The sequence below is a fragment of the Cupriavidus gilardii genome (assembly GCF_008801915.1).
GTDB classification, from domain to species: Bacteria; Pseudomonadota; Gammaproteobacteria; order Burkholderiales; family Burkholderiaceae; genus Cupriavidus; species Cupriavidus gilardii.
In genome coordinates this window covers 34,253-55,599 of the sequence record NZ_VZOV01000023.1, presented here as the reverse complement: position 1 = coordinate 55,599, position 21,347 = coordinate 34,253, and the positions used below count along the sequence as shown (strand labels likewise).

20 protein-coding genes are annotated in these 21,347 nt (G+C 69.8%); 6 read left to right on the top strand and 14 right to left on the bottom strand.

Translation table 11 applies throughout. The features are described from left to right. Positions 1 to 5: 5 nt before the first annotated feature. Positions 6 to 1,835, bottom strand: coding sequence for a cation:proton antiporter domain-containing protein (locus F7Q96_RS21660; RefSeq protein WP_082371714.1), 1,830 nt, complete (start codon positions 1,833 to 1,835; stop codon positions 6 to 8). A 204-nt stretch (positions 1,836 to 2,039) separates the two neighbouring features. Between F7Q96_RS21660 and F7Q96_RS21655 the strand changes: the two genes are divergently transcribed. Then, positions 2,040 to 3,032: a GlxA family transcriptional regulator gene (locus tag F7Q96_RS21655; RefSeq protein ID WP_053823693.1), complete on the top strand. Its 993-nt coding sequence runs from the start codon at positions 2,040 to 2,042 to the stop codon at positions 3,030 to 3,032. Positions 3,033 to 3,065: 33 nt separating this feature from the next. On the opposite strand, the gene fghA is transcribed toward F7Q96_RS21655, so the two are convergent. The 8 genes from fghA to F7Q96_RS21615 all read right to left on the bottom strand — a co-directional run bounded on the left by fghA (position 3,066) and on the right by F7Q96_RS21615 (position 12,153). Further along, positions 3,066 to 3,926 (bottom strand): S-formylglutathione hydrolase, encoded by an 861-nt coding sequence (fghA, locus tag F7Q96_RS21650; protein ID WP_053823694.1) that lies wholly within the window; start codon positions 3,924 to 3,926, stop codon positions 3,066 to 3,068. 20 nt (positions 3,927 to 3,946) lie between these two features. Beyond that, complete coding sequence (locus F7Q96_RS21645; RefSeq protein WP_053823695.1) at positions 3,947 to 5,053, bottom strand: S-(hydroxymethyl)glutathione dehydrogenase/class III alcohol dehydrogenase; 1,107 nt, start codon at positions 5,051 to 5,053, stop codon at positions 3,947 to 3,949. A 189-nt stretch (positions 5,054 to 5,242) separates the two neighbouring features. Then, on the bottom strand, positions 5,243 to 6,724 hold the full coding sequence (locus F7Q96_RS21640; protein ID WP_053823696.1) for an NTP/NDP exchange transporter: 1,482 nt from the start codon (positions 6,722 to 6,724) through the stop codon (positions 5,243 to 5,245). A gap of 25 nt (positions 6,725 to 6,749) precedes the next feature. Next, positions 6,750 to 7,697, bottom strand: a complete 948-nt coding sequence (locus F7Q96_RS21635; RefSeq protein ID WP_053823697.1) for an aldo/keto reductase — start codon at positions 7,695 to 7,697, stop codon at positions 6,750 to 6,752. Positions 7,698 to 7,776: 79 nt separating this feature from the next. Next, the gene (locus F7Q96_RS21630; protein WP_053823698.1) at positions 7,777 to 9,138 is read right to left on the bottom strand and encodes a GntP family permease; all 1,362 of its coding nucleotides are present in this window, start codon (positions 9,136 to 9,138) and stop codon (positions 7,777 to 7,779) included. A 108-nt stretch (positions 9,139 to 9,246) separates the two neighbouring features. Further along, on the bottom strand, positions 9,247 to 9,639 hold the full coding sequence (locus tag F7Q96_RS21625; RefSeq protein WP_053823699.1) for a RidA family protein: 393 nt from the start codon (positions 9,637 to 9,639) through the stop codon (positions 9,247 to 9,249). Positions 9,640 to 9,706: 67 nt separating this feature from the next. Further along, positions 9,707 to 11,236: an N-acyl-D-amino-acid deacylase family protein gene (locus F7Q96_RS21620; protein WP_053823700.1), complete on the bottom strand. Its 1,530-nt coding sequence runs from the start codon at positions 11,234 to 11,236 to the stop codon at positions 9,707 to 9,709. Positions 11,237 to 11,238: 2 nt separating this feature from the next. Continuing rightward, positions 11,239 to 12,153: a MurR/RpiR family transcriptional regulator gene (locus F7Q96_RS21615; protein ID WP_053823701.1), complete on the bottom strand. Its 915-nt coding sequence runs from the start codon at positions 12,151 to 12,153 to the stop codon at positions 11,239 to 11,241. A 189-nt stretch (positions 12,154 to 12,342) separates the two neighbouring features. Here F7Q96_RS21615 and F7Q96_RS21610 point away from each other — a divergent pair, with 189 nt between their 5' ends. From F7Q96_RS21610 to F7Q96_RS21595, 4 genes are all read left to right on the top strand, one after another. Next, positions 12,343 to 13,683, top strand: a complete 1,341-nt coding sequence (locus F7Q96_RS21610) for an amino acid deaminase (protein ID WP_053823702.1) — start codon at positions 12,343 to 12,345, stop codon at positions 13,681 to 13,683. A 51-nt stretch (positions 13,684 to 13,734) separates the two neighbouring features. Beyond that, positions 13,735 to 14,670: a sugar kinase gene (locus F7Q96_RS21605; RefSeq protein ID WP_053823703.1), complete on the top strand. Its 936-nt coding sequence runs from the start codon at positions 13,735 to 13,737 to the stop codon at positions 14,668 to 14,670. Between the two features lie 99 nt (positions 14,671 to 14,769). Further along, on the top strand, positions 14,770 to 15,411 hold the full coding sequence (gene eda / locus F7Q96_RS21600) for a bifunctional 4-hydroxy-2-oxoglutarate aldolase/2-dehydro-3-deoxy-phosphogluconate aldolase (protein ID WP_053823704.1): 642 nt from the start codon (positions 14,770 to 14,772) through the stop codon (positions 15,409 to 15,411). A gap of 101 nt (positions 15,412 to 15,512) precedes the next feature. Continuing rightward, on the top strand, positions 15,513 to 17,243 hold the full coding sequence (locus F7Q96_RS21595) for a phospholipase D family protein (RefSeq protein WP_053823705.1): 1,731 nt from the start codon (positions 15,513 to 15,515) through the stop codon (positions 17,241 to 17,243). Positions 17,244 to 17,289: 46 nt separating this feature from the next. On the opposite strand, the gene F7Q96_RS21590 is transcribed toward F7Q96_RS21595, so the two are convergent. Together F7Q96_RS21590 and F7Q96_RS21585 are read right to left on the bottom strand one after the other, a co-directional pair. Then, positions 17,290 to 18,261: a TerC family protein gene (locus tag F7Q96_RS21590; RefSeq protein WP_151023266.1), complete on the bottom strand. Its 972-nt coding sequence runs from the start codon at positions 18,259 to 18,261 to the stop codon at positions 17,290 to 17,292. A 1-nt stretch (position 18,262) separates the two neighbouring features. Further along, entirely contained in the window at positions 18,263 to 18,769 is a 507-nt protein-coding gene (locus tag F7Q96_RS21585) for a universal stress protein (RefSeq protein WP_053823706.1), read from the bottom strand. Between the two features lie 196 nt (positions 18,770 to 18,965). Between F7Q96_RS21585 and nhaR the strand changes: the two genes are divergently transcribed. Further along, positions 18,966 to 19,889 carry a transcriptional activator NhaR gene (gene nhaR, locus F7Q96_RS21580; protein ID WP_053823707.1) on the top strand — a complete coding sequence of 308 codons (924 nt, stop codon included), beginning with the start codon at positions 18,966 to 18,968 and terminating at the stop codon, positions 19,887 to 19,889. 105 nt (positions 19,890 to 19,994) lie between these two features. On the opposite strand, the gene F7Q96_RS21575 is transcribed toward nhaR, so the two are convergent. The 3 genes from F7Q96_RS21575 to F7Q96_RS21565 all read right to left on the bottom strand — a co-directional run bounded on the left by F7Q96_RS21575 (position 19,995) and on the right by F7Q96_RS21565 (position 21,214). Beyond that, complete coding sequence (locus tag F7Q96_RS21575) at positions 19,995 to 20,126, bottom strand: entericidin A/B family lipoprotein (RefSeq protein ID WP_006578423.1); 132 nt, start codon at positions 20,124 to 20,126, stop codon at positions 19,995 to 19,997. A gap of 178 nt (positions 20,127 to 20,304) precedes the next feature. Further along, positions 20,305 to 20,811: a DUF6644 family protein gene (locus F7Q96_RS21570; protein WP_053823708.1), complete on the bottom strand. Its 507-nt coding sequence runs from the start codon at positions 20,809 to 20,811 to the stop codon at positions 20,305 to 20,307. Positions 20,812 to 20,830: 19 nt separating this feature from the next. Beyond that, entirely contained in the window at positions 20,831 to 21,214 is a 384-nt protein-coding gene (locus tag F7Q96_RS21565) for a DUF6152 family protein (protein WP_390885723.1), read from the bottom strand. Between the last annotated feature and the right edge of the window lie 133 nt (positions 21,215 to 21,347).

Below are 21,347 nucleotides of genomic sequence, written 5' to 3'. Positions count from 1 at the left end.
ACGCTTCAGTGCGGCGCGCCGGCGCGCTGGCTGCCGCTGCCTGTGCTGCCGGTGGCGCCGATGGTGGCGCCGCTGTTCGCGCTTGCATCGAGCGCGGCCGCGTCCTGCCGCGCGGTCTGCAACACGCGCTCGATCATCGCCGCTGCGAGTTCGTGCTCGCCGAGGAAGACTTCGCCGACGCGGTCCTGCCGCAGCAGCGCCGCCTCGTCCTCGCTGTGCGTGCGCACCAGGATCCGGATGCCCGGATTGAGCGTGCGCGCGATCTCGGCCATCCGCCGCACGCCGACGGTATCGGGCGTGGCGATCACCAGCACGCCCGCGCGGGCGATATGGGCCTGGATCAATACCGCCGGTTCGGCCGCATCGCCGGATACCGCCGGCACGCCTTGCGCGCGCAGCGCTTCGACGATCTCGCGGTTCTGGTCGGCCACCACCACCGGCACCCCATGCGAGCGCAGCGCCGCGGCGATGCGGCGTCCGACGCGGCCATGGCCGACCAGCACGACCTGCCGCGTCAGCAGCGCCTGGTCGACCGTGGCGGGAAGCTCGGCCAGCGGGTCGGCGCTGCGCTCGAGCTTGCGCGCCAGCGGGGAACGCGCGCGAATCCAGCGCTGCAGCGGCTCGACCGCGCGAAATACCAGCGGGTTCAGCGCGATCGAGATCAGCGAAGCCGCCAGCACCAGGTTGTGTCCCTGCGCGCTCAGCATGCCGAGCGTGACGCCAAGGCCGGCCAGGATGAACGAGAACTCGCCGATCTGCGCGAGGCTCGCCGACACCGTCAGCGCGGTGTTCAGCGGGTAGCGCATCACCAGCACCAGCGCCAGCGCGGCCAGCGACTTGCCGACGATCACGATGGCCAGCGTGACCGCGACCTGCAGCGGCGCGTCGAGCAGCACGCGCGGATCGAACAGCATGCCGACCGAGACGAAGAACAGTACCGAGAAGGCGTCGCGCAGCGGCAGCGTTTCCTGCGCGGCGCGATGGCTCAGAGCCGAGCCGCGCAGCACCATGCCGGCGAAGAAGGCGCCGAGCGCGAACGAGACGCCGAACAGCACCGCCGAGCCGTAGGCGATGCCGACCGCGGCCGCGACCAGGCACAGCGTGAACAGCTCGTTCGAGCCGGTGCGCGCGACCTGCCACAACAGCCACGGAAACAGGCGCCGGCCCACCAGCAGCATCAGCGCGACAAAGACGGCGACGCGGCCCAGCGTGGCGCCCAGCGTCGCCCACAGCGACGCGCTGCCCGCGGCCGGCGCGGCGCCGTTGCCGCCGGCCGCTATCGCGGCAGCCTGGCCCGATGGAACGGTGCCGAGCACCTCCGCCAGCGCGGGCAGCATCACCAGCACCAGCACCGTCACCAGGTCCTCGACCACCAGCCAGCCGACCGCGATGCGGCCATTGACCGAATCCAGCGTGCCGCGCTGCTCGAGGGCGCGCAGCAGCACCACGGTGCTGGCGACCGACAGGCATAGCCCGAACACCAGTGCATCGGCGAGCGGCCAGCCCCATAGCGTGGTCACCCCGGCCCCCAGCGCGGTGGCAAAGGCGATCTGCACGATCGCGCCCGGGAGCGCGATTCGGCGTACCGACAGCAGGTCCTCGAGCGAGAAGTGCAGGCCGACGCCGAACATCAGCAGCATCACGCCGATCTCGGCCAGTTGGCCGGCCAGCGCCATGTCGGCGACGAAGCCCGGCGTGGCCGGCCCGATCACGATGCCGGCCAGCAGGTAGCCGACCAGCGCCGGCGCGCCGAGCCGGGCACAGATGAAGCCGAAGACGAGCGCCAGACCGAGGCCGGCGGCGATGGTGGTGATCAGGCTGACTTCATGGGGCACGGGCGGCTCGCGGCGAAGGGGTCAGGGGTGATCGGAAGAATCGGTGGCGCAACGGTCTGCAGTTCATGATAGCAAGCAGGCGCGGCCCGGCGCCTCGCACGGCCGGCAACGGGGCGTCGTTTACACTGTTGCCTTCGTTCTTTTTCCAAAGAGCGCGGTCACTTGCGCGGGTCGTTCCCGCCAGCCGCGCGCCGTTCCCGCTTCATGTCCCAGCCGTCCCCCGCACCCCATCAGATCGATCTCGTCGTCTATCCCGGCTTCAAGGCCATGGAGGCGGTCGGACCGATGACGGTGTTCGACTATGCGAACCTGCAGCTGGCCCGGCGCGGCCAGCCGCCCGCCTATCGCACCCGGATCGTGTCGACGCGCGTCGGCCCGGTGCGCTCGGACACGCTGATGACGCTCGAAGCCACGGCGCGGCTCGACACGGTGCTGCTGCCCGATACCGCGGTGATCGTCGGCGCGCGCGATATCGAAGGGGCGTTGCGCGACGCCGAGGAGATCGTGCCGTGGGCGCGCGCGGTGGCGCCGCGCATCGGCCGGCTGGTGGCGCTGTGTTCGGGATCGTTCTTCCTGGCCGCCGCCGGCCTGCTCGACGGCAAGCGGGCGACCACGCACTGGAGCGTCGCGCCGCTGCTGCGGCAGCGTTATCCCGCGGTGGCGGTCGATCCCGATGCGATCTTCGTGCGTCAGGGCACGCTGTGGACCTCGGCCGGCGTCACCGCCGGCATCGACCTGGCGCTGGCGATCGTCGAGGAGGATCTGGGGCGGGAGATCGCGCTCGATCTGGCGCGCGAGCTGGTGGTCTTCCTGAAGCGGCCCGGTGGCCAGTCGCAATTCAGCGTGCATCTGGCCAGCCAGACCACCGGCCACGCCGGCGTGCGCGAGGTGCAGGACTGGATCCTGCGCGACCTGACGCGCGCGTTCACGATGAGCGAGATGGCGGCGCGGGCCGCGATGAGCGAGCGCAATTTCCGCCGCGTGTTCGCCCGCGAGACCGGCGCCAGTCCGACCGCCTTCATCGAATCGGCGCGGCTCGAGGCGGCGCGCCGCCTGCTGGAGCAGGGCGAGCTGCCGCTGAAGGCGGTGGCCGCGCGCAGCGGCTTCGGCTCCGACGAAGCGCTGCGGCGCGCCTTCCTGCGCCATCTGGGCATCACGCCGCGCGACTATCGGCAGCGCTTCGGCGCGGCGGCCTGAGGTCGACCGGGCCGCGCCGCCAGGCCCGGCGCTTCAGGGCGCCTGCAACTGCGCCGCATGATGGCGCAAATGGTCCTCCATCCAGGTCGCGATGAAGTAGTAGCCGTGGTCGTAGCCCTGGTGCCGCCGCAGCGTCAGCGGCTGGCCCACCGCGGCGCAGGCCGCCTCGAAGGCCTCGGGATGCAGCTGGTCGGCGAGGAACTTGTCGGCCAGCCCCTGATCGATCAGGATGCCGCCGGGGAAGGGCGCGGCGGGTTGCGCGCGCATCAGCGCGCTGGCGTCGTACTGCAGCCATTGCGCGCGATCGCCGCCGAGATAGCGGCCGAATGCCTTCTCGCCCCATGGACATTGCGACGGCGCGGCGATCGGTGCGAACGCCGACACCGAGCGGAAGCGCTCGCGATGGCGCTGCGCCAGCACCAGCGCGCCGTGTCCGCCCATCGAATGGCCGAAGATGCCGATGCGCTGCGGATCGGCGCCCAGTTCGCCGACGACCAGATCGTAGAGCTCGCCGGCGACATAGCTTTCCATGCGCCAGTGCGCGTTCCACGGCGCCTGCGTCGCGTCCAGATAGAAGCCCGCGCCCGCACCGAAATCCCATTCGTCCGCCTCGCCGGCGATGCCGGTGTCGCGCGGGCTGGTATCGGGCGCGACCAGGATCAGGCCGAGCTGCGCGGCGAGCCGCTGCGCGCCGCCCTTGATCATGAAGGTCTCTTCGGTGCAGGTCAGGCCGGCGAGGTAGAACAGCGCGGGCCGCGGCGTGCCGACGCCGGCCAGCGCCGCCGGCGGCAGGAAGACCGAGAAGCGCATCGGCAGGCCGACCGCGGTCGACGCATGCCGGTAGAAGCGCTGCACGCCGCCGAAGCAGCCGTGCTCGGAGAGCAGTTCGAGCATGAGCGTCGCGCCTCCGGCCTTCAGTACAGCACCACCGAACGGATCGACTCGCCGCGCTTCATCAGGTCGAAGCCCTCGTTGATCCGCTCCAGCGGCAGCGTATGCGTGATCAGGTCGTCGATGTTCAGCTTGCCGTCCATGTACCAGTCGACGATCTTCGGCACGTCGGTACGGCCGCGTGCGCCGCCGAAGGCCGAGCCCTTCCACTCGCGCCCGGTCACCAGCTGGAATGGCCGGGTCGAGATCTCGGCGCCGGCCTCGGCCACGCCGATGATGATCGACTTGCCCCAGCCCTTGTGGCAGCACTCCAGCGCCTGGCGCATGACCTTGGTATTGCCGATGCATTCGAACGAATAGTCGGCGCCGCCGTCGGTCAGCTGCACGATGTGGTCGACCACGTTGTCGACGTCGTTCGGATTGACGAAATGCGTCATGCCGAACTGCCGCGCCAGCGCCTCGCGGTTCGGATTGATGTCGACGCCGATGATCTTGTCAGCACCGACCATCTTCGCGCCCTGGATCACGTTCAGGCCGATGCCGCCCAGGCCGAACACCACCACATTGGCGCCGGCCTCGACCTTCGCCGTGAACAGCACCGCGCCCACGCCGGTGGTCACGCCGCAGCCGATATAGCAGACCTTGTCGAACGGCGCGTCGTCGCGGATCTTCGCCAGCGCGATCTCCGGCACCACGATGTGGTTGGCGAAGGTCGACGTGCCCATGTAGTGGAAGATCGGCTTGCCGTCGAGCGAGAAACGCGAGGTGCCGTCCGGCATCAGGCCCTTGCCCTGGGTCGCGCGGATCGCCTGGCACAGGTTGGTCTTGCGCGACAGGCAGAACTTGCACTGCCGGCATTCGGGCGTGTAAAGCGGAATCACGTGGTCGCCGGGCTTCAGCGAGGTCACGCCCGGGCCCACCTCGGTCACCACGCCGGCGCCCTCATGGCCCAGGATCGCGGGGAAGATGCCCTCGGGGTCCGCACCCGACAACGTGTAGTAATCGGTATGGCAGATGCCGGTGGCCTTGATCTCGACCAGCACCTCGCCGGCGCGCGGTCCGGCCAGATCGACTTCCTCGATGGTCAACGGGGCACCTGCTTTCCAGGCGACGGCGGCTTTGGTTTTCATGGCGGCTTCCTTCGGTGGCCGCGCGGGGGGAGCGCTTGGCCGGGTTCGATCGATGGCGGGCGCGCCGGCCGTACAGGCACGGCGCGGCATTGCCCGGTTCGGCCGACACTGTAATGCCTGCGGCATCGGGCCGGCGGGCCAGCCCATCCGCTTGGCCCCGCATGCCGCCATTTTGGCCGAATGCGTGGGCTAGCGGCCCGGCATCCGGGCCGATGCCGGCGCCCGCGGGCTGGCGCTACGCGCCGGCAGGTCGTCGGCACCCTGGTGGCGCCGGCCCAGCCACCAGCCAAGCAAACCCCAGACCAGCGCCAGCACGGCGCCGGTGATGGCGACCACCGCGGGATGGCCGGCCAGCGCGTCGATGCCGGTCTTGACCCAGGCGCTGACCGCATCGCCGGCGCGGTAGACCATCGTGTCGATCACGTTCTTGGCCTTGTACTTGGTTTCGGCATCGACCACGGTAAACAGCATCTCGCGGCCGGGGCGGACCATCGCATACTCGCCGACGCGGCGCAGCACCATCACGCCCGCCAGCACGCCGAACACCGGCCAGAGCGCCAGCAGCACGAAGCCGCCGGCCACCGCCAGCGGCACCACGGTCAGCAGCGCGGTCACGCCGTAGCGGCGCGCCACCTGGCCGGAGAAGAACAGCTGGATCGCGATGGTGGCGGCCTGCACGATTGCGTCGATCGCGCTGAACACGCGCGTCTGTTCGGTGCGATCGGGAAAGGTTTCGGCGACGAGCCGCGCCTGTTCGAAGTACAGGAAGGTGCTGGCGGTCGACAGCAGGATCACGAACAGCGCGATGCCGAGCAGATAGCGCGAGCGCGCGATCAGCGTCAGGCCGGCCAGCAGGCTGCCGCCGATGGGGTCGCGCGGATCGTCGCGGGCGGCGCCGGCATGGTGCGCGGCAATGCGACCCGCCGCGGCATCGCCCTGCGCGATGGGTCCGGCGCCAATACCAGGCCCAGCCGGCGTTCCGGCTCCCGCGCTGGCTCCGGCCCCAGCCGCGGTTCCAGCCGCAGCCCCGGCTCCGGCCCGCGCCCGCCAGCGGAACAGCCACGCGCAGCCCGGCAGCGTCGCCGCCAGCAACACTGCCGACAGCAGCATCAGGCCCGTCAGGCCGATCGGTCCGACCAGCCATCCCGACAGCAGCGGCCCGGCCAGGCCGCCGACGCTGGCCCCGGCGGCGATCACCGGAAACAGCCGGCGCGCCTGTTCCGGGCGGAACACGTCCGCCATCAGGCTCCACGCGACCGACACCACGAACAGATTGAATACCGACAGCCACACGTAGAACACCCGCGCCAGCCAGACATCGTCGGGCCGCGCCCGCGTGGCCAGCGCGAAGGCCAGCAGATTGGCGATGAAGAAGGCATAGACCCACGGCACGAAGCGCCGCCGTGGCAGGCGCGAGCTGCACAGGCCGTACAGCGGAATCGCGGCCAGCATCACGACGAAGGTCGCGGTGAACAGCCATTGCAGGTTCTGCACGCCGCCGGCAATCCCCATCGTTTCGCGCACCGGCCGCAGCATGAAGTAGCTGGCGAACAGGCAGAAGAAGAAGCCGAAGGCGGCGGCCACGGCCGTGTGTTCGCCCGGGCGGATGCCAAGCGCGCCGGGACGGCCGCCGGGGATGGGACCGGATTGCGGAGGCGGGGCGGCTGCCATGCCGGAAGCGGGCGGCGGGCCGGCGCTAGGTCAGCAGCGCCGCGATGCGCTCGCGCTGCTGCGCGTCCGGCATGCGGCCGAGCCCTGCGCCGAGGTTGTCGCGCATATGGCGCGGATTCGACGTCGCCGGAATCGCCGCGGTCACCGCGGGATGGCTGACGATGAATTTGAGGAACAGCTGCCCCCAGCTGCCGCAATCGAGCTCGGCCGCCCACGGCGGCAGCTGGCGTCCCTGCACCGCGCGGAACAGCCATCCGTCCTGGAACGGCCGGTTGATCAGCACGCCGATGCCGCGCTGCCGGCACAGCGGCAGCAGCCGCCGTTCGGCCTCGCGCTCGCCCAGCGAATAGTTGACCTGCACGAAGTCGATCTTCTCGCTGCGCACGATCTGCTCCAGCCGCTCGTGCGCGTCGGCGCGATAGTGCGTGACGCCGATATAGCGGGTCTTGCCCTGTTCCTGCAGCCGGCGCAGGAAACGCAGGTTCTCTTCCCAGTCGATCAGGTTGTGGACCTGCAGCAGGTCGACGGTGTCGGTGCCCAGCTCCTGCTGCGAGCGCGCCCATTGCGCGGGCGCGCTGCTGGCGGAGGCCGAGATCTTGGTGGCGAGGAAGACCTGCTTGCGGCCATTGTGCAGGCGCAATAATTCACCGGTCACCGCCTCGGCCGCACCATAGCTGGGCGCGGTATCGAGAACCGCGCCCGGTGTGCGCAGCAGCAGCGCCATCACCTCGGACAGCGGGCTCTGCTGCAGGCCTTGCGTGCCGGCATCGAAGGTGTCGGCGGTGCCCAGGCCGATCACCGGCAGCGTTTCTCGCGTGCCCGGGATGGCGCGCCGCAGCGGGACCGCACCGGCGCCTGCAGCCGGCGTGGCCGGCGCGCCGGATGCGGGGCCGGGCTGGGCCTGTGCGGCGGACGTCAGCGTGCCCGCCAGCGCGGCGGAACAGGCAAGAAAGCGGCGACGATCGATGGCCATGGCGTCTCCTGGCAAGCCGGCAACTTCCCGGCCATTGTAGGTAAGACGCGCCAATTTGGCACCGCCGCCGCCGCGGCCTTCAGATCACGGCCGCCAGCCCCAGCGTCAGCAGCAGCGCGACCACGGAGATGATCGTCTCGCAGACGGTCCAGGTCTTGAAGGTCTGCGCGACCGTCATGTTGAAGTACTCCTTGACCAGCCAGAAGCCCGCATCGTTGACGTGCGACAGGATCAGCGACCCGGCGCCGGTGGCCAGCACCAGCAGCTCCGGGCGCGTGCCCGGCACGCTGGCGGCGATCGGCGCGACGATGCCCGCCGCGGTGGTCATCGCCACGGTGGCCGAGCCGGTCGCGACGCGGATCATCACGGCGACCAGCCAGCCGAGCACCAGCACCGACACGTTGGCGCCGGTGGCCACTTCGACGATCGAGTTCGAGATGCCCGAATCGCGCAGGATGCGGCCGAAGCCCCCGCCGGCGCCGACCACCAGCGTGATGATCGCGGTGGGCGCCACCGATTCGTTGGTAAAGCGCAGGATCGCCTCGCGATTGAAGCCGCGCGCCTTGCCGAAGGTATAGAAGCTGACCAGCGCGGCAATCAGCAGCGCGATCACCGAATTGCCGATCAGCTTCAGGAAGTCGTTGGCCCAGGTCTTCGGCATCGTCACCAGGTCGGCGCTGCTGCCGATCAGCATCAGGATCACCGGCAGCAGGATCGTGAACACGGTAATGCCGAAGCCCGGCAGCGCCTGCGCCGGCGCGGTGTCGTCCGCTTCCTCGATGAACTGCGCGGCCAGCGGGTTGTCGGCGGGCAGCTTGATATGGCGGTCCATCAGCGTCGCGAAGATCGGACCGGCGATTGCCGCGGTGGGAATGCCGACGATCAGTGCATACAGGATGGTGCGGCCGATGTCGGCGCCGTAGGCGGTGACCGCCAGCAGCGCCGCCGGATGCGGCGGGATCAGGCCGTGCACCACCGACAGGCCGGCCACCATCGGGATGCCGACCTTGACCATCGAGGTGCCGGTGCGCTGCGCGATATTGAAGGCGATCGGGATCAGCAGCACGAAGCCGACCTCGAAGAACACCGGCAGGCCGACGATGAAGGCGATCGTCGCCATCGCCCAGTGCACGTGCTTCTCGCCGAAGAAGGCGATCAGCGTGCGCGCGATCCGTTCGGCGCCGCCGGACTCGGCCATCATCTTGCCGAGCATGGTGCCCAGGCCGACCACCAGCGCGATATGGCCCAGCGTGCCGCCGACGCCGGCCTCGAACGACTTGACGATCTCGTTCATCGGCATGCCGACCGAGAAGCCGAGCAGGACCGATACCACCACCAGCGTGATGAAGGGGTTCAGCTTGAATCGCGCGATCAGCACGACCAGCGCGATCACGGCGATCAGCGCATACAGCAACAGCGTGGTTCCGGTGACTGGGACCATGTTGTCTCCTTGGGGTGCGCGGGGCCGGTCGGCGCCGCGGCGTATGAAAGAGGCCGCTGGCGCGGCCCGGTTGGGAAAGGGAGGGAAGTGGCGGCGAAGCCGGCCGAATCAGCCGCCCGGCCGCTTGTAGGCGATGCAGTCGATCTCGACCTTGCAGTCGACCACCATGCTGGACTGCACGCAGGCGCGGGCCGGGGGATTGGCGCCGAAATACTGCTTGAAGATCTTGTTGAACGAGGCGAAGTCGCGCGCGTCGTCGAGCCAGACGCCGCAGCGGACCACGTGCTCGGGGCCGTAGCCGGCCTCGGCCAGGATCGCCAGCACGTTGCTGATGGCCTGGTGGGTCTGCGCGACGATGCCGCCGTCGACGACCTCGCCATCGACCATCGGCACCTGGCCGGACACATAGAGCCAGCCGTCGGCCGCGACCGCGCGCGCGAACGGCATGTGCTGGCCGCCGGTGCCGGTGCCGCCTTCGACGCCAAAGCGTTGGATATCCATGAAGACTCCTTCGAACTGAATACGGGAAACGGTGAGCTGCAAAAAACGGGGAAGGAAGGGCGCGGACTTACGTGTCCGCGATGGCGTCCGCCACGGCCGGGGCCGGTTCGCCGCGCGGCAGGAAGCGGCCGGCGCGCGCGCCGGTGGCGCGCCGCCGCGACCATGACAGCGTGCCGTTGACCCACACCGCGGCGATGCCCTCGGCCGGTTGCATCGGCTCGGTGAAGGTGGCCGCGTCCCGGATCGTCGCGGCATCGAACAGCACCAGGTCGGCCCAATGGCCCTCGCGCACGAAGCCGCGGCCGGCCAGGCCGAACCGCTCGGCCGACATGCCGGTCATCTTGGCGATCGCGATCGTCAGCGGAAACAGCTCGCGATCGCGCGCGTAGTGCCCCAGCACGCGCGGGAACGCGCCCCACAGGCGCGGATGCGGCAGCGGATCGTTGGGCAGCCCGTCCGAGCCGATCACCGTGGCCGGATGGGCCAGGATGCGGTCGACGTCGGCGTCTTCCATGCAGTGATAGACCGCGCCCGCCGGCTGCAGGCGGCGCGCCGCCTCGTGCAGGTCGACCTGCCATTCGGCCGCGATATCGGCGAGCAGGCGTCCGCCCATGCCGGGATGCGCCTCGGACCAGGTCACCATGATGTCGAAGTCGCCGGTGACCTGTTTCAGGTCCAGCGTCGACGAACTGGCCGTGTAGGGATAGCAGTCGCAGCCCACCGGCTGCCAGCGCTGCGCGGCATCGAGCGCGGCCAGCACCGCGCCGCTGCGGCCCCAGTTGTCCACGCCCGCGCACTTGAGGTGCGAGATCACGACCGGCACGCGCGCATGGCGGCCGATGCGGAAGGCCTCGTCCATCGCGTCGAGAATCTCGGCGAATTCGCTGCGCAGGTGCGTGGCGTACAGCGCGCCGGCGTGCGCCAGCGGCTCGGCCAGCGCCAGCACTTCCTCGGTCGGCGCGGCAAATGCATTGGCGTAGGCCAGCCCGGTCGACAGGCCGAGCGCGCCGTGGTCCAGTGCCTCCTGCAACTGCGCGCGCATCGCGGCGATCTCGTCCGCGCCGGCGGCCCGATCGAGCCGGTCCAGATGATTGCTGCGCAGAGCCGTGTGGCCGACCAGCGCGGCCACGTTGACCGCGGGACGCGCGGCCGCGATCGCATCGACGTAGGCCGCGAAGCTGGGATAGCGGAACGCGTCCGCATCGCCCAGCAGGTTCATCGGATCGGGCGGTTCGCCGCGCAGCGTCACCGGCGCCGCGCTGATGCCGCAGTTGCCGACCACCACGGTGGTCACGCCCTGCGACAGCTTCGGCATCATCTCGGGCTGGCGCACGACGTTGGTGTCGTCGTGCGTGTGGACGTCGATGAAGCCCGGCGCCAGCACCAGCCCGGCGGCATCGATGACGTCGGCCGCGGCAGCGGAGGCGATGCGTTGCTCCGCGTCGCCGCCGTCGGCATCGATGTCGACGATGCGCGCGATGCGGCCCTCGCGCAGCGCGACATCGGCGACGCGCGCGGCGGCGCCCGAACCGTCGATCACGGTGGCGCCGCGGATCAGCGTGTCATAGGCGAAGGCGGTGTCCGGGCTCGCTGCCATGGTCAGTCTCCGAGCGGCTGACGGCTGTCGCGCAGCGCCGCGTTGCCGCGCTCGCCGCTGCCCCGATGCGCGTCGAGCACGTACTTGAGCCGACGCAGCCGTTCCTGGCTGTCGTCCTGTTGCAGCAGCGCCAGCCGCGTGGCCAGCACGTCCAGCACCAGCAACATCGCATAGCGAGAGGCCGACGGCTTGAAGATGAAATCGGTTTCCAGCGCGCGCACCGGCAGCAGCACGTCGGCGCGCGCGGCCAGCGGCGAGCCCAGCGCGGTCACCGCGATCACCCGCGCGCCGTATTCGCGCGCGACATCGCAACTGGCCAGCATCTCGGGCACGCTGCCGCTGACGGAGAAGGCCAGCACCACATCGCCCTTGACCAGCGTGGCGGCCACCATCTGCTGCAGCACCGCGTCCTGATAGCTGGCGACCGGCCGGCCCAGTCGCGCCAGCCGATAGCGCGCCTCGTCGGCGAGCCACGTCGAGCCGCCACCCATGCCGAAAGCGTAGACCATGCGCGCGTCCTGCAACAGGCGCGCGGCGCGTTCGATCTGGGCCTCGTCGATCAGCTGGCGGTTGGCCTCGAGCACCGCGACCACGTCGCCATGCAGCCGATCGGCCAGCGAGGGCGGGGCCGCATCCGCGTCAGCGGTGCCCGGCTCGTGCTGCAGGAAGCGTTGGCCGACCGCGGTGGCGCGCGCCAGCCGCAGCTTCAGGTCGCGCACGTCCCGGCAGCCCAGCGCCTTGGCCAGGCGTGTCACGCTTGCCTCGCTGACGCCGGCCTTGCGCGCCAGCGCATTGATGCTCGCCGACGCCGCGCCGGCGACGTCTTCGAGGATGAGCTGAGCCACCTTCTGCTCGGCCAGCCGCAGCGTCGGGCCGCGCTCGGCGATGCGGGTCAGGATGTCGAAGGCAGCGGGCATGGGCTTGGCGGAAGGGGTGCCGGATGGTGCGTCCCGCCCCGGGCGGAGGCGCGGCATCGCGGCGTGTTACTTTATAACAAAGGTGAAATATCGTAGTTTCGCCGCTATCATTACGTCAATCGAAAATTTCGATGCGGCGCCACAGGGCCGCGTTGGGGCGCGGAAAGGCGCGGAAGGGCGGATCAGGACATGCGTGATATAAAGTACCAGAGCGGCATCATCGATCCGCTGAACAAGGCGCTTGGCAAGCTCGAGGCGCCGCTGGCACCGGCCGAGGCCGCCACCGGCTGGCGGCTGCTGGAAGAGGAGGTCAGCCTGCCGGCCGCGGTGCTGTACGAATCCCGGCTGGCCCATAACCTGGCCTGGATGCGCCGGTTCATGGACGAGTACGGCGTGAAGCTGGCGCCGCACGGCAAGACCACGATGGCGCCCAAGCTGTTCGCGCGGCAGCTCGAGGCCGGCGCCTGGGGTATCACGCTGGCGACCGCGCAGCAGACCGCGGCGGCGCATGCGCACGGCGTCAAGCGCGTGCTGATGGCCAACCAGCTGGTGGGCCGGCGCAATATGGAGATCGTCGCCGACCTGCTGCGCGATCCCGCTTTCGAGTTCTTCTGCCTGGTCGATTCGGCCGAGCTGGTGGATCGGCTCGGCGGCTTTTTCCGCGGGCGCGGCCAGCGCCTGCAGGTGCTGCTCGAACTGGGCGTCGAGGGCGGCCGCACCGGCGTGCGCGACGCCGCGCAGCAGCAGCAGGTGCTGGACGCGCTCGACCGCTGGACCGATGCGCTGACGCTGGCCGGTGTGGAGATCTACGAGGGCGTGCTGCAGCAGGAGGCCGATATCCGCGCCTTCCTGCGCCGCACGGTGGCGACCACGCGCGAACTGGCCGGGCAGGGCCGCTTCGGCGCACGGATCGAATCGCGTCCGGTGGTGCTGTCCGGCGCGGGGTCGGCCTGGTATGACGTGGTGGCCGAGGAATTCGCCGGCGCCGACATCGGCGCGCCCATCGACATCGTGCTGCGTCCGGGATGCTATCTGACGCACGACGTCGGCATCTACCGGCAGGCGCAGCAGCGCATCCTCGCGAGCAATCCGGTGGCACAAAGGATGCGGGAGGGCCTGCTGCCCGCCTTGCAGTTGTGGGCCTATGTGCAGTCGATCCCGGAGCCGGACCGCGCGATCGTCGGCATGGGCAAGCGCGACGCGGCCTTCGATGCCGGCATGCCGATTCCCGCGCGGCACTTCCGCCCGCGGTCGGCGAGTGCGCCGGCAAGCGCGCTGGAAAGCGCGCCGGAAAGCGCGCCGGCCGACGCGCGGGGAACCGCACCGGCCGATGCGCCGTCCCATTGGGAAGTGACCGGCATGATGGACCAGCACGCCTACCTGCGGATCGCGCCGGGCGATGACGTGCGGGTCGGCGACATGATCGCCTTCGATATCTCGCATCCTTGCCTGACCTTCGACAAGTGGCGGCATATCCCGGTGCTGGACGACGAGCTGCGCGTGGTCGATATCGTGCAGACCTTCTTCTGACCGTTTGCCGGCTCTCTGTTCCCTTTCTTCTACCGTATCGGCGGTCGCACCATGAGCATCGATATCCTGGCCTTCGGCGAAGCGCTGGTCGAGTTCAACCAGCAGCCCGACGCGCCCGAGCGCTATCTGCAGGGCTTCGGCGGCGACACCTCGAACTTCTGCATTGCCGCCGCGCGCCAGGGCGCGCAGACCGGCTTCATCAGCGCGGTGGGCGCCGACAGCTTCGGCGAACGGCTGCTGGCGCTGTGGACGCAGGAGCGCGTCGATACCCGCCATGTCCGCACCGATTCGCGGGCGCCGACGGGCGTCTACTTCGTCAGCCACGACAACCACGGCCATCGTTTCGACTATCTGCGCGCGGGCTCGGCGGCGAGCTGCTACAGCCATGACGACCTGCCGCAGCAGGCGATCGCCGAAGCGCGCTATCTGCATCTGTCGGGCATCAGCCTGGCGATCAGCAACAGCGCCTGCGACGCGGGGCTTGCGGCGATGGAGCTGGCGCGCAAGGCCGGCGTCAAGGTCTCGCTCGACACCAATCTGCGGCTGCGGCTGTGGTCGCTGGCCCGCGCGCGCGGCATCATGCGCGAGGCGCTCGGCATGACCGATATCTGTCTGCCGAGCTGGGACGATGTCACGGTGCTGACCGGGCTCGACGACCGCGACGCGATCGTCGACCATCTGCTCGGCTGCGGCGTCAAACTGGTCGCGCTCAAGCTCGGCGAGGAGGGCGCCTATGTTGCGACCCCCGATGCGCGCGCACTGGTGCCCGCCTACCCGGTGCAGCCGCTCGACGCGACCGGCGCCGGCGATTGCTTCGGCGGCAGCTTCATCGCCCGGCTCGCGGCCGGCGACGATCCCTTCGAGGCGGCCCGCTATGCCAACGTGGCCGCCGCGCTGTCGACCACCGGCTATGGCGCGGTCGCGCCGATCCCGTCGGCGGAAACGGTGCTGGCGCGGCTGGCCGAATCGGTCTCGGTGATCCGATGACGGCAACGGTCCGCGCTTCGGTCCCCGTGTCGCGTCCTGCCGTGCGACGACGGACAGCGCTTTCCTTCAACCCGTACCGACTTTCTTCCCGATAACGCCATGCCTAGCCAATCTCCCTCGCTGATCGACCGCCTGGCCGGCGTGCCGGTCATCCCCGTGCTCGAGTTCCACGCCGTCGACGAGGCGCTGCGCGTCTCCGAGGCACTGGTCGCCGGCGGCCTGCCGGTGCTCGAAATCACGCTGCGTACGCCGGTCGCGCTCGAGGCGATGCGCGCGGTCGCCGCCGCCTTGCCGCAGGCCATTGTCGGCGCCGGTACCGTGCTCGACGTCGCGCAGCTGCATGCGGTGCGCGACGCCGGCGCGCAATTCGCGGTGTCGCCCGGGCTGACGCCGCGGCTCGCCGAAGGCGCGCGCGATGCCGGCATTTCGCTGCTGCCCGGCGTGGCCACCGCCAGCGAGGCGATGGCCGCGCTCGAGGCCGGCTTTACCTTCCTGAAGTTCTTCCCGGCCGAGGCCGCCGGCGGCATGCCGATGCTGAAATCGCTGAACGGGCCGCTTCCGCGGCTGCGCTTCTGCCCGACCGGCGGCATCGACGCGGCGCGCGCGCCGGGCTATCTGGCCCTGCCGAACGTCGTCTGCGTCGGCGGCTCCTGGGTCGTGCCCAGGGACGCGGTCGCCAGCGGCGACTGGGCGCGCATCCGCGCGCTGGCCGAAGAAGCGGCGGCGCTGCGGCGCGGCTGAGCACCGGCTCCCTCCCGCGCTTTCGGACTGTCGGACAAAGGCCGATTGTCCGCGCCGTTGGTGCCGCCTAAGCTGACAGCATCGGGACTGATGGAGTCGGCATGACGGCGCTTGCGGTGTCGTGTGGGAAAGCGGGGCCGCGCACGGCAAGCTGGCTGCGCTGGCTTGCCACGGTGACGCTGGCGCTCAGCGCTTCCGCCTGCGCCAGCCTGCCGCAGGACGTGCCGCGCCGGCCTTCGACTGCCTTCGCCGGCTGGGCCGATACCCCGCTGGGCCAGGTCGTCGCCAGCAGTACGCCGGACCCGGCGCTGTCCGGCTTCCACGTGGTGTCGTCGGGCGAAGACGCCTACGGCACGCTGATCACGCTGGCCGACCGCGCCACCCGTTCCCTCGACCTGCAGTACTACATCGTCGCTGCCGACGAATCGTCGCGCGAAATCCTGCGCCGAGTGCGCGCGGCCGCCGAGCGCGGCGTCCATGTGCGGCTGCTGGTCGACGACCTGCACAGCGACGGCAAGGATCCGGCCTTCCTGCGGTTCGCCCGCCATCCCAATATCGAGGTCCGCTACTTCAATCCGTTTCCGGCGGGGCGCTTCTCCAAGCTGACGCGCTTCATCAGCGTGGTCGGCGACGCCCGCCGCGTCAACCGGCGCATGCACAACAAGGTCTTCATCGCCGACAACGCGATGGCGATGACCGGCGGCCGCAATATCGGCAACGCCTATTTCCTGCGCGCGCCCGATACCAACTTCGTCGACCTCGACGTGGTGGTGGCCGGTCCGGCTGTGCGCCGGCTGTCGGCGGGCTTCGACGAATACTGGAACAGCCAGTACGCCTTTCCGGTCGAGTCGCTGGCCAACCCGAACGAGGCCGCGCCGGGGCCGGCGGGCACGCCGCCGGGTTCGGGCGTGCAGGCGTCCGCCGCGCGCGGGTCCGGTGGGACAGGGGGATCGGGGTCGGGCGGTTCGCGCGGTTCGGCTTCGCCCGCGCCCGAGCAGGCCCTGGTCGACGAGGCTGCGCAGCGCGAGGCCGAGCAGAAGCGGCTGGAGGCGAGCGGCATGACGGCGCCGCAGAAGATCGATCCGAACAAGAGCTTCCTCGCGCGCGAACTCGCCCGCGGCGGCAGGCTGAACTTCGAATGGGCGCGCGCCAGCGTGCTGGTCGACAACCCGGCCAAGGTCGAACCCGACAAGTTGCCGGACAGCGACGATACGCTGGCCGACGAGGTCGCGCGGATGATGAACGAGGCCCGCGAGGAGATCATCATCATTTCGCCGTACCTGGTGCCCGGCAAGCGCGGCGTCGAGTGGTTGAGCGGACTGGCCCGGCGCGGCGTCAAGATCCGCGTGCTGACGAACTCGCTGGCGGCGACCGATTCGCCGATCGTGCACGTCGGCTACAAGCGCTACCGCAAGGAGCTGCTGCGCGCCGGCGTCGAACTGCACGAGCTGAAGTCCCGGCTGCATCGGCAGCAGCGCGCGGTCGGGGACTTCAAGTCTTCGCAGGCCAGCCTGCACGTCAAGGCCGCGGTGGTCGACCGCAGGACGCTGTTCGTCGGCTCGATGAACTTCGACCCGCGCTCGATCACGCAGAACACCGAGACCGGCATCATCGTGCGCAACGAGCGGCTGGCGGGGCAGGTGGCGCAGCTGTTCTCGGGCGCCATCGGCGTCAACAGCTGGCGGCTGCAGCTGTCGGAGGACGACGCGCTGCAATGGGTGGACGGGCAGGGCAAGCAGGCGGTCGTGCTGGACACCGAGCCCGATACCACCTGGTCGCAACGGTTCTGGATCGACTTGCTGGCTCCCTTTACGCCGGAAGAGTTGCTCTGACGCGCAAGCGCTGCTCCAGCCCGGCGCGCCGGCACATTGCCGCACGTCATGTCGCGGTGCGGTCCAGCTTGCGGGCGGAGAGCACCAGGCTGATCAGCACGGAAACCAGGATCACGATGCCGACGATGGCCAGCGACCACTGCACCGGCATGTGGAACCACGGCGCCGCCAGCATCTTGCCGCCGATGAAGACCAGCACGACCGCGAGGCCGTACTTGAGCAGGTGGAAGCGCCCTGCCATGTCGGCCAGCAGAAAGTACAGGGCGCGCAGCCCCATGATCGCGAAGATATTGGAAGTGAAGACGATGAACGGGTCGGTCGTCACGGCAAAGATCGCCGGAATGCTGTCGATCGCGAACACCAGGTCGCTCGCTTCGATCATGATCAGCACCAGGAACATCGGGGTGGCCCAACGCACGCCGCCGATGCGCACGAAGAACTTCTCGTGCTCGAAGGCGGGCGTGATGCGCATGTGCCGGCGCAGCCAGCGCAGCAGCGGATTCTTTTCCAGGTCCGGTTGCCGGTCCGCGAAGACCAGCATCTTGATGCCGGTCACGACCAGGAAGGCACCGAATACGTAGAGGATCCAGGCAAACTCCTGCACGAGCCAGACGCCGGCCAGGATCATGCCGGCGCGCATGATGATGGCACCCACCACGCCGTACAGCAGCACCCGCCTCTGCAGCTCCGGGGGCACGGCGAAGTAGCTGAAGATCATGACGAAGACGAACATGTTATCGACCGACAGCGACTGTTCGATCAGATAGCCGGTGATGAACTCGAGCGCCTTGCCGTTGGCGACTTCCCGGCCGGCGTGCGCATCGAGATACCACCACAGCAGCGCCGCGAACGTGAAGGCCATCGTCACCCAGGCAGCCACCCAGCCGCCGGCCTCCCTGACGGAAACGCGATGCGCCTTGTTGCCGCCGAAGACAAAGAGGTCCAGCGCCAGCATCGCCATGACGAAGGCGATGAAGCCCGCCCACATGGGCGCGGTGGCGAAGGAATCGACGATCATGTCAGGATGCGCTTGCCCAGACCAGCGCCACCCCGGCGCCCACGCCGGCCGGGATGCCGATCCGCTCGATCATGCCTGCCGGCGCGCCGGCGACTACCTCGACCGGCACCGTGCAGCAATCGAGCAGCCGGTTCGTCAGCGAATGTTCGATCGCACGGACCAGTGCGCCCTTGCGGGTGGTGCCGATCAGCACGCGATCGCAGTGCAGCCGGCGCGCGGATTCGGCGATGCACTGGGCCGTGTCCCCGACTTCGCGGTGCGTGAAACAGGGCACGCCTGCGGCGTCGAGCAACTGCCGCGCCTCGGCAAGCTCCGCGTCGGCGCGTTCGCGCTGGAATTGCGCGCGCAGCTCGCGGCAGACGTGGCGTGCGACGTAGGCCGAGAAGGGCGGCTGCACGTTCAGCAGGTGGACCCGGCTGGCATCGCCGCGGTGGAACTCGTCGATGGCGTGGCGGACGGCCAGCAGGGCGCTGGGCGAGCCGTCGCACGGCAGAAGGAGCGTGGCCATGTCGATGTCTCCTGAGAGGCGGGCGGAAGGCCGCCAAGGCGGCCGTTGACGCGGGCGCGAGCCGAAGCGCGGCCGTGGCGCATGGAAAAAATCTAGACCCGGAAACAATGCGTGAAAAGCAGATTGTTCGGATACCATCCTCCGATAAAACCTGACAATCTCGCGCGCGCGGCTGGCGGCGAGCGGGGGACAGCCGATGAACTACAAGCATCTGCACTATTTCCTGCAGGTGGCCAGGCTCGGTGGCGTGCTGCGCGCCAGCGAGCGCCTGCATGTTGCCCCGCAGACGATCAGCGCGCAGATCCGGTCGCTGGAAGAGGCCCTTGGCATGGCGCTATTTGCGAAGAGCGGGCGCGGGTTGGCACTGACCGATGCCGGCCGCATGGTGCTGGGCTATGCCGAGGCGATCTTCTCGATGGGCGCGGAGCTCGAGGAAGCGATACGGGATCACCCTCGCCAGGGCAAGCTGCTGGAGTTCCGCGTGGGCGTGGCCGATGCAGTGCCGAAGACGATTGCCTGCCGGCTGATCGAGCCCGCCACGCAACTGCCCGAGCCGGTGCGCATCGTGTGCCGCGAGTGGAAGCTCGACATGCTGCTGGGCGAGCTGGCGCTGCATCGGCTCGACCTCGTGATTGCCGACGCGCCGATTCCGTCCGACGTCAGCGTGTCGGCGTTCAACCATCACCTGGGCAGTTGCGGTGTCAGCTTCTTCGCGGCGCCGGGGCTGCTCGAATCACGCGGCGGGCGCTTTCCGGCAAATCTCGACGGTGCGCCGCTGGTCATGCCGGCGGAGGATTCGGCTGTCGGCAAGCGGCTGCGGAACTGGCTGCACGCGCATTCGCTGCGCCCGCGTGTGGTCGCCGAGTGCGACGACAGCGCGCTGGCCAAGGAGTTCGGGCGGCGGGGCATGGGTGTCTTCGTCGGTCCCACGGTGCTCGAGCGGGACATCGAGAAGCAGTACGGCGTGCGCGTGCTGGGCGCTACGTACGACGTCGTGGAGGAGTTTTTCGCGATCTCGGTCGAACGCCGGATCACGCATCCTTGCGTGACGGCGATCACCGAGGCGGCGCGCAACGAGCTGTTTGCCACGCCGTTGCGGCGGCGGCAGCGAGGGCGCTGACGCCGAGAAAGCGCCGCTGGCCGGTGGCCGGCGGCGTTCGCCCGCGGAGCCGGGCGGGTCCCTCGGACAGCCGGGCCGCTTGCGCCGCGGCCCGGCTGCGCGGGCTTACTTGTGACGGTCCGCCGCGCCTTCGAGCTTCTGGCCGCCGCGCTGGATGTCCTGGCCCAGGCCGGCCATCGTGTTGCAGCCGGTCAGCAGCACAGCCAGCATCACACCAAAAATCCAACCTTTTTTCACACTGCGCTCCTTTTGAGGTGTTGCGAACGGGGCGATTTTACAATCGGTGCGGCCCGCTGCGCACAGGGCAGTGTGGCTATTTGTAACGAAGCGGGGCCGGCGTGGGTGGCAATGACGAACCGGCCCGGGTCCCCGTCGTCCCCACCAAAGCAGGGACCCAGTGGCGTCCGAGCGCGCGCTAGACGTAGGCGATCAGCCGGCCGGCGGCGATCACCAGCGTCCAGGTCAGCAGCGACAGCACCGCCGCGGTGCGCGCCCAGCCCGGCGGCCGGGCGCCGATGTTCCAGTCGGCGGGGCCGTCGGCCCGCTGCAGGGCGCGGTACGGCCACAGATGAAATGCCAGCGCATTGAGCAGCCCGACCGCGATCAGGGCCAGCTTGGCATACAGCGCCGGATTGGTCGCCAGCTCGTCGGCATGCGCGAGCAGCAGCAGGACGCCGCTGACGGCCACCGCGACGAAGGCCGCCATCGTCAGCGGCAGCACCTGGCGCAGCAGCGCCGTCACCGGCAGGTTGCGCCAGAGCCCGGCCAGCCGCAGGTCGACCACGGCGATGGTGCCGAACAGCAGCGCCATGCCGGCCAGGTGGACGATCTCGACCAGCGGATAGGCCCAGGCCGAAGCGCGCAGCGCGCTCGACAGCGGCAACGACGCCAGCGTGGCGCCCAGCCCGGTCAGCGATGCCACGGCGCCCGCTGCGGGACAGTCAGCGCAGTTCGACGGTCTGGCCGTCGAGCACGATCCGCTCGGCGCGCATCTCGTCGCCGTGTTCCTTGCTGGGGTAGCCGACGATGGTGACCTCGCGGCCGACCGCGACCTTGTCGGCGGTCGCCCCGCGCGCCTGCATCCGCGAGATCGGCGCCAGCACGGCCAGCCAGCGCTTGCCGTTGGCGTCGATCCGCACCATCGCGTGCGGGTTCTCGTATTTGACCTCGGTCAGCTTGCCGGTCAGCGTGATCGGCTTGCTGTCGTCGTAGCTCGACCAGCCGTGGTGCGCGGCGGCCGGGCCGGCCAGCAGCGCGGCGAACGCGGCGGCGGTGGCAAGCGCGGCAAGCGGGCCGCGGGACATCGAGCGGAACAGGCGGGACATGGCGGTTCTCCGGCTTCTGCGTTCGTCGAGTATAGCTGCCGCTTGATGAAGGGGCGTCGCGGCTTTCTTCTCCCCAAGCCCTCTGCCCAAGGCGCTCTCCCCAATCCCTCTCCCCAAACCCCTCTCCCGCGAG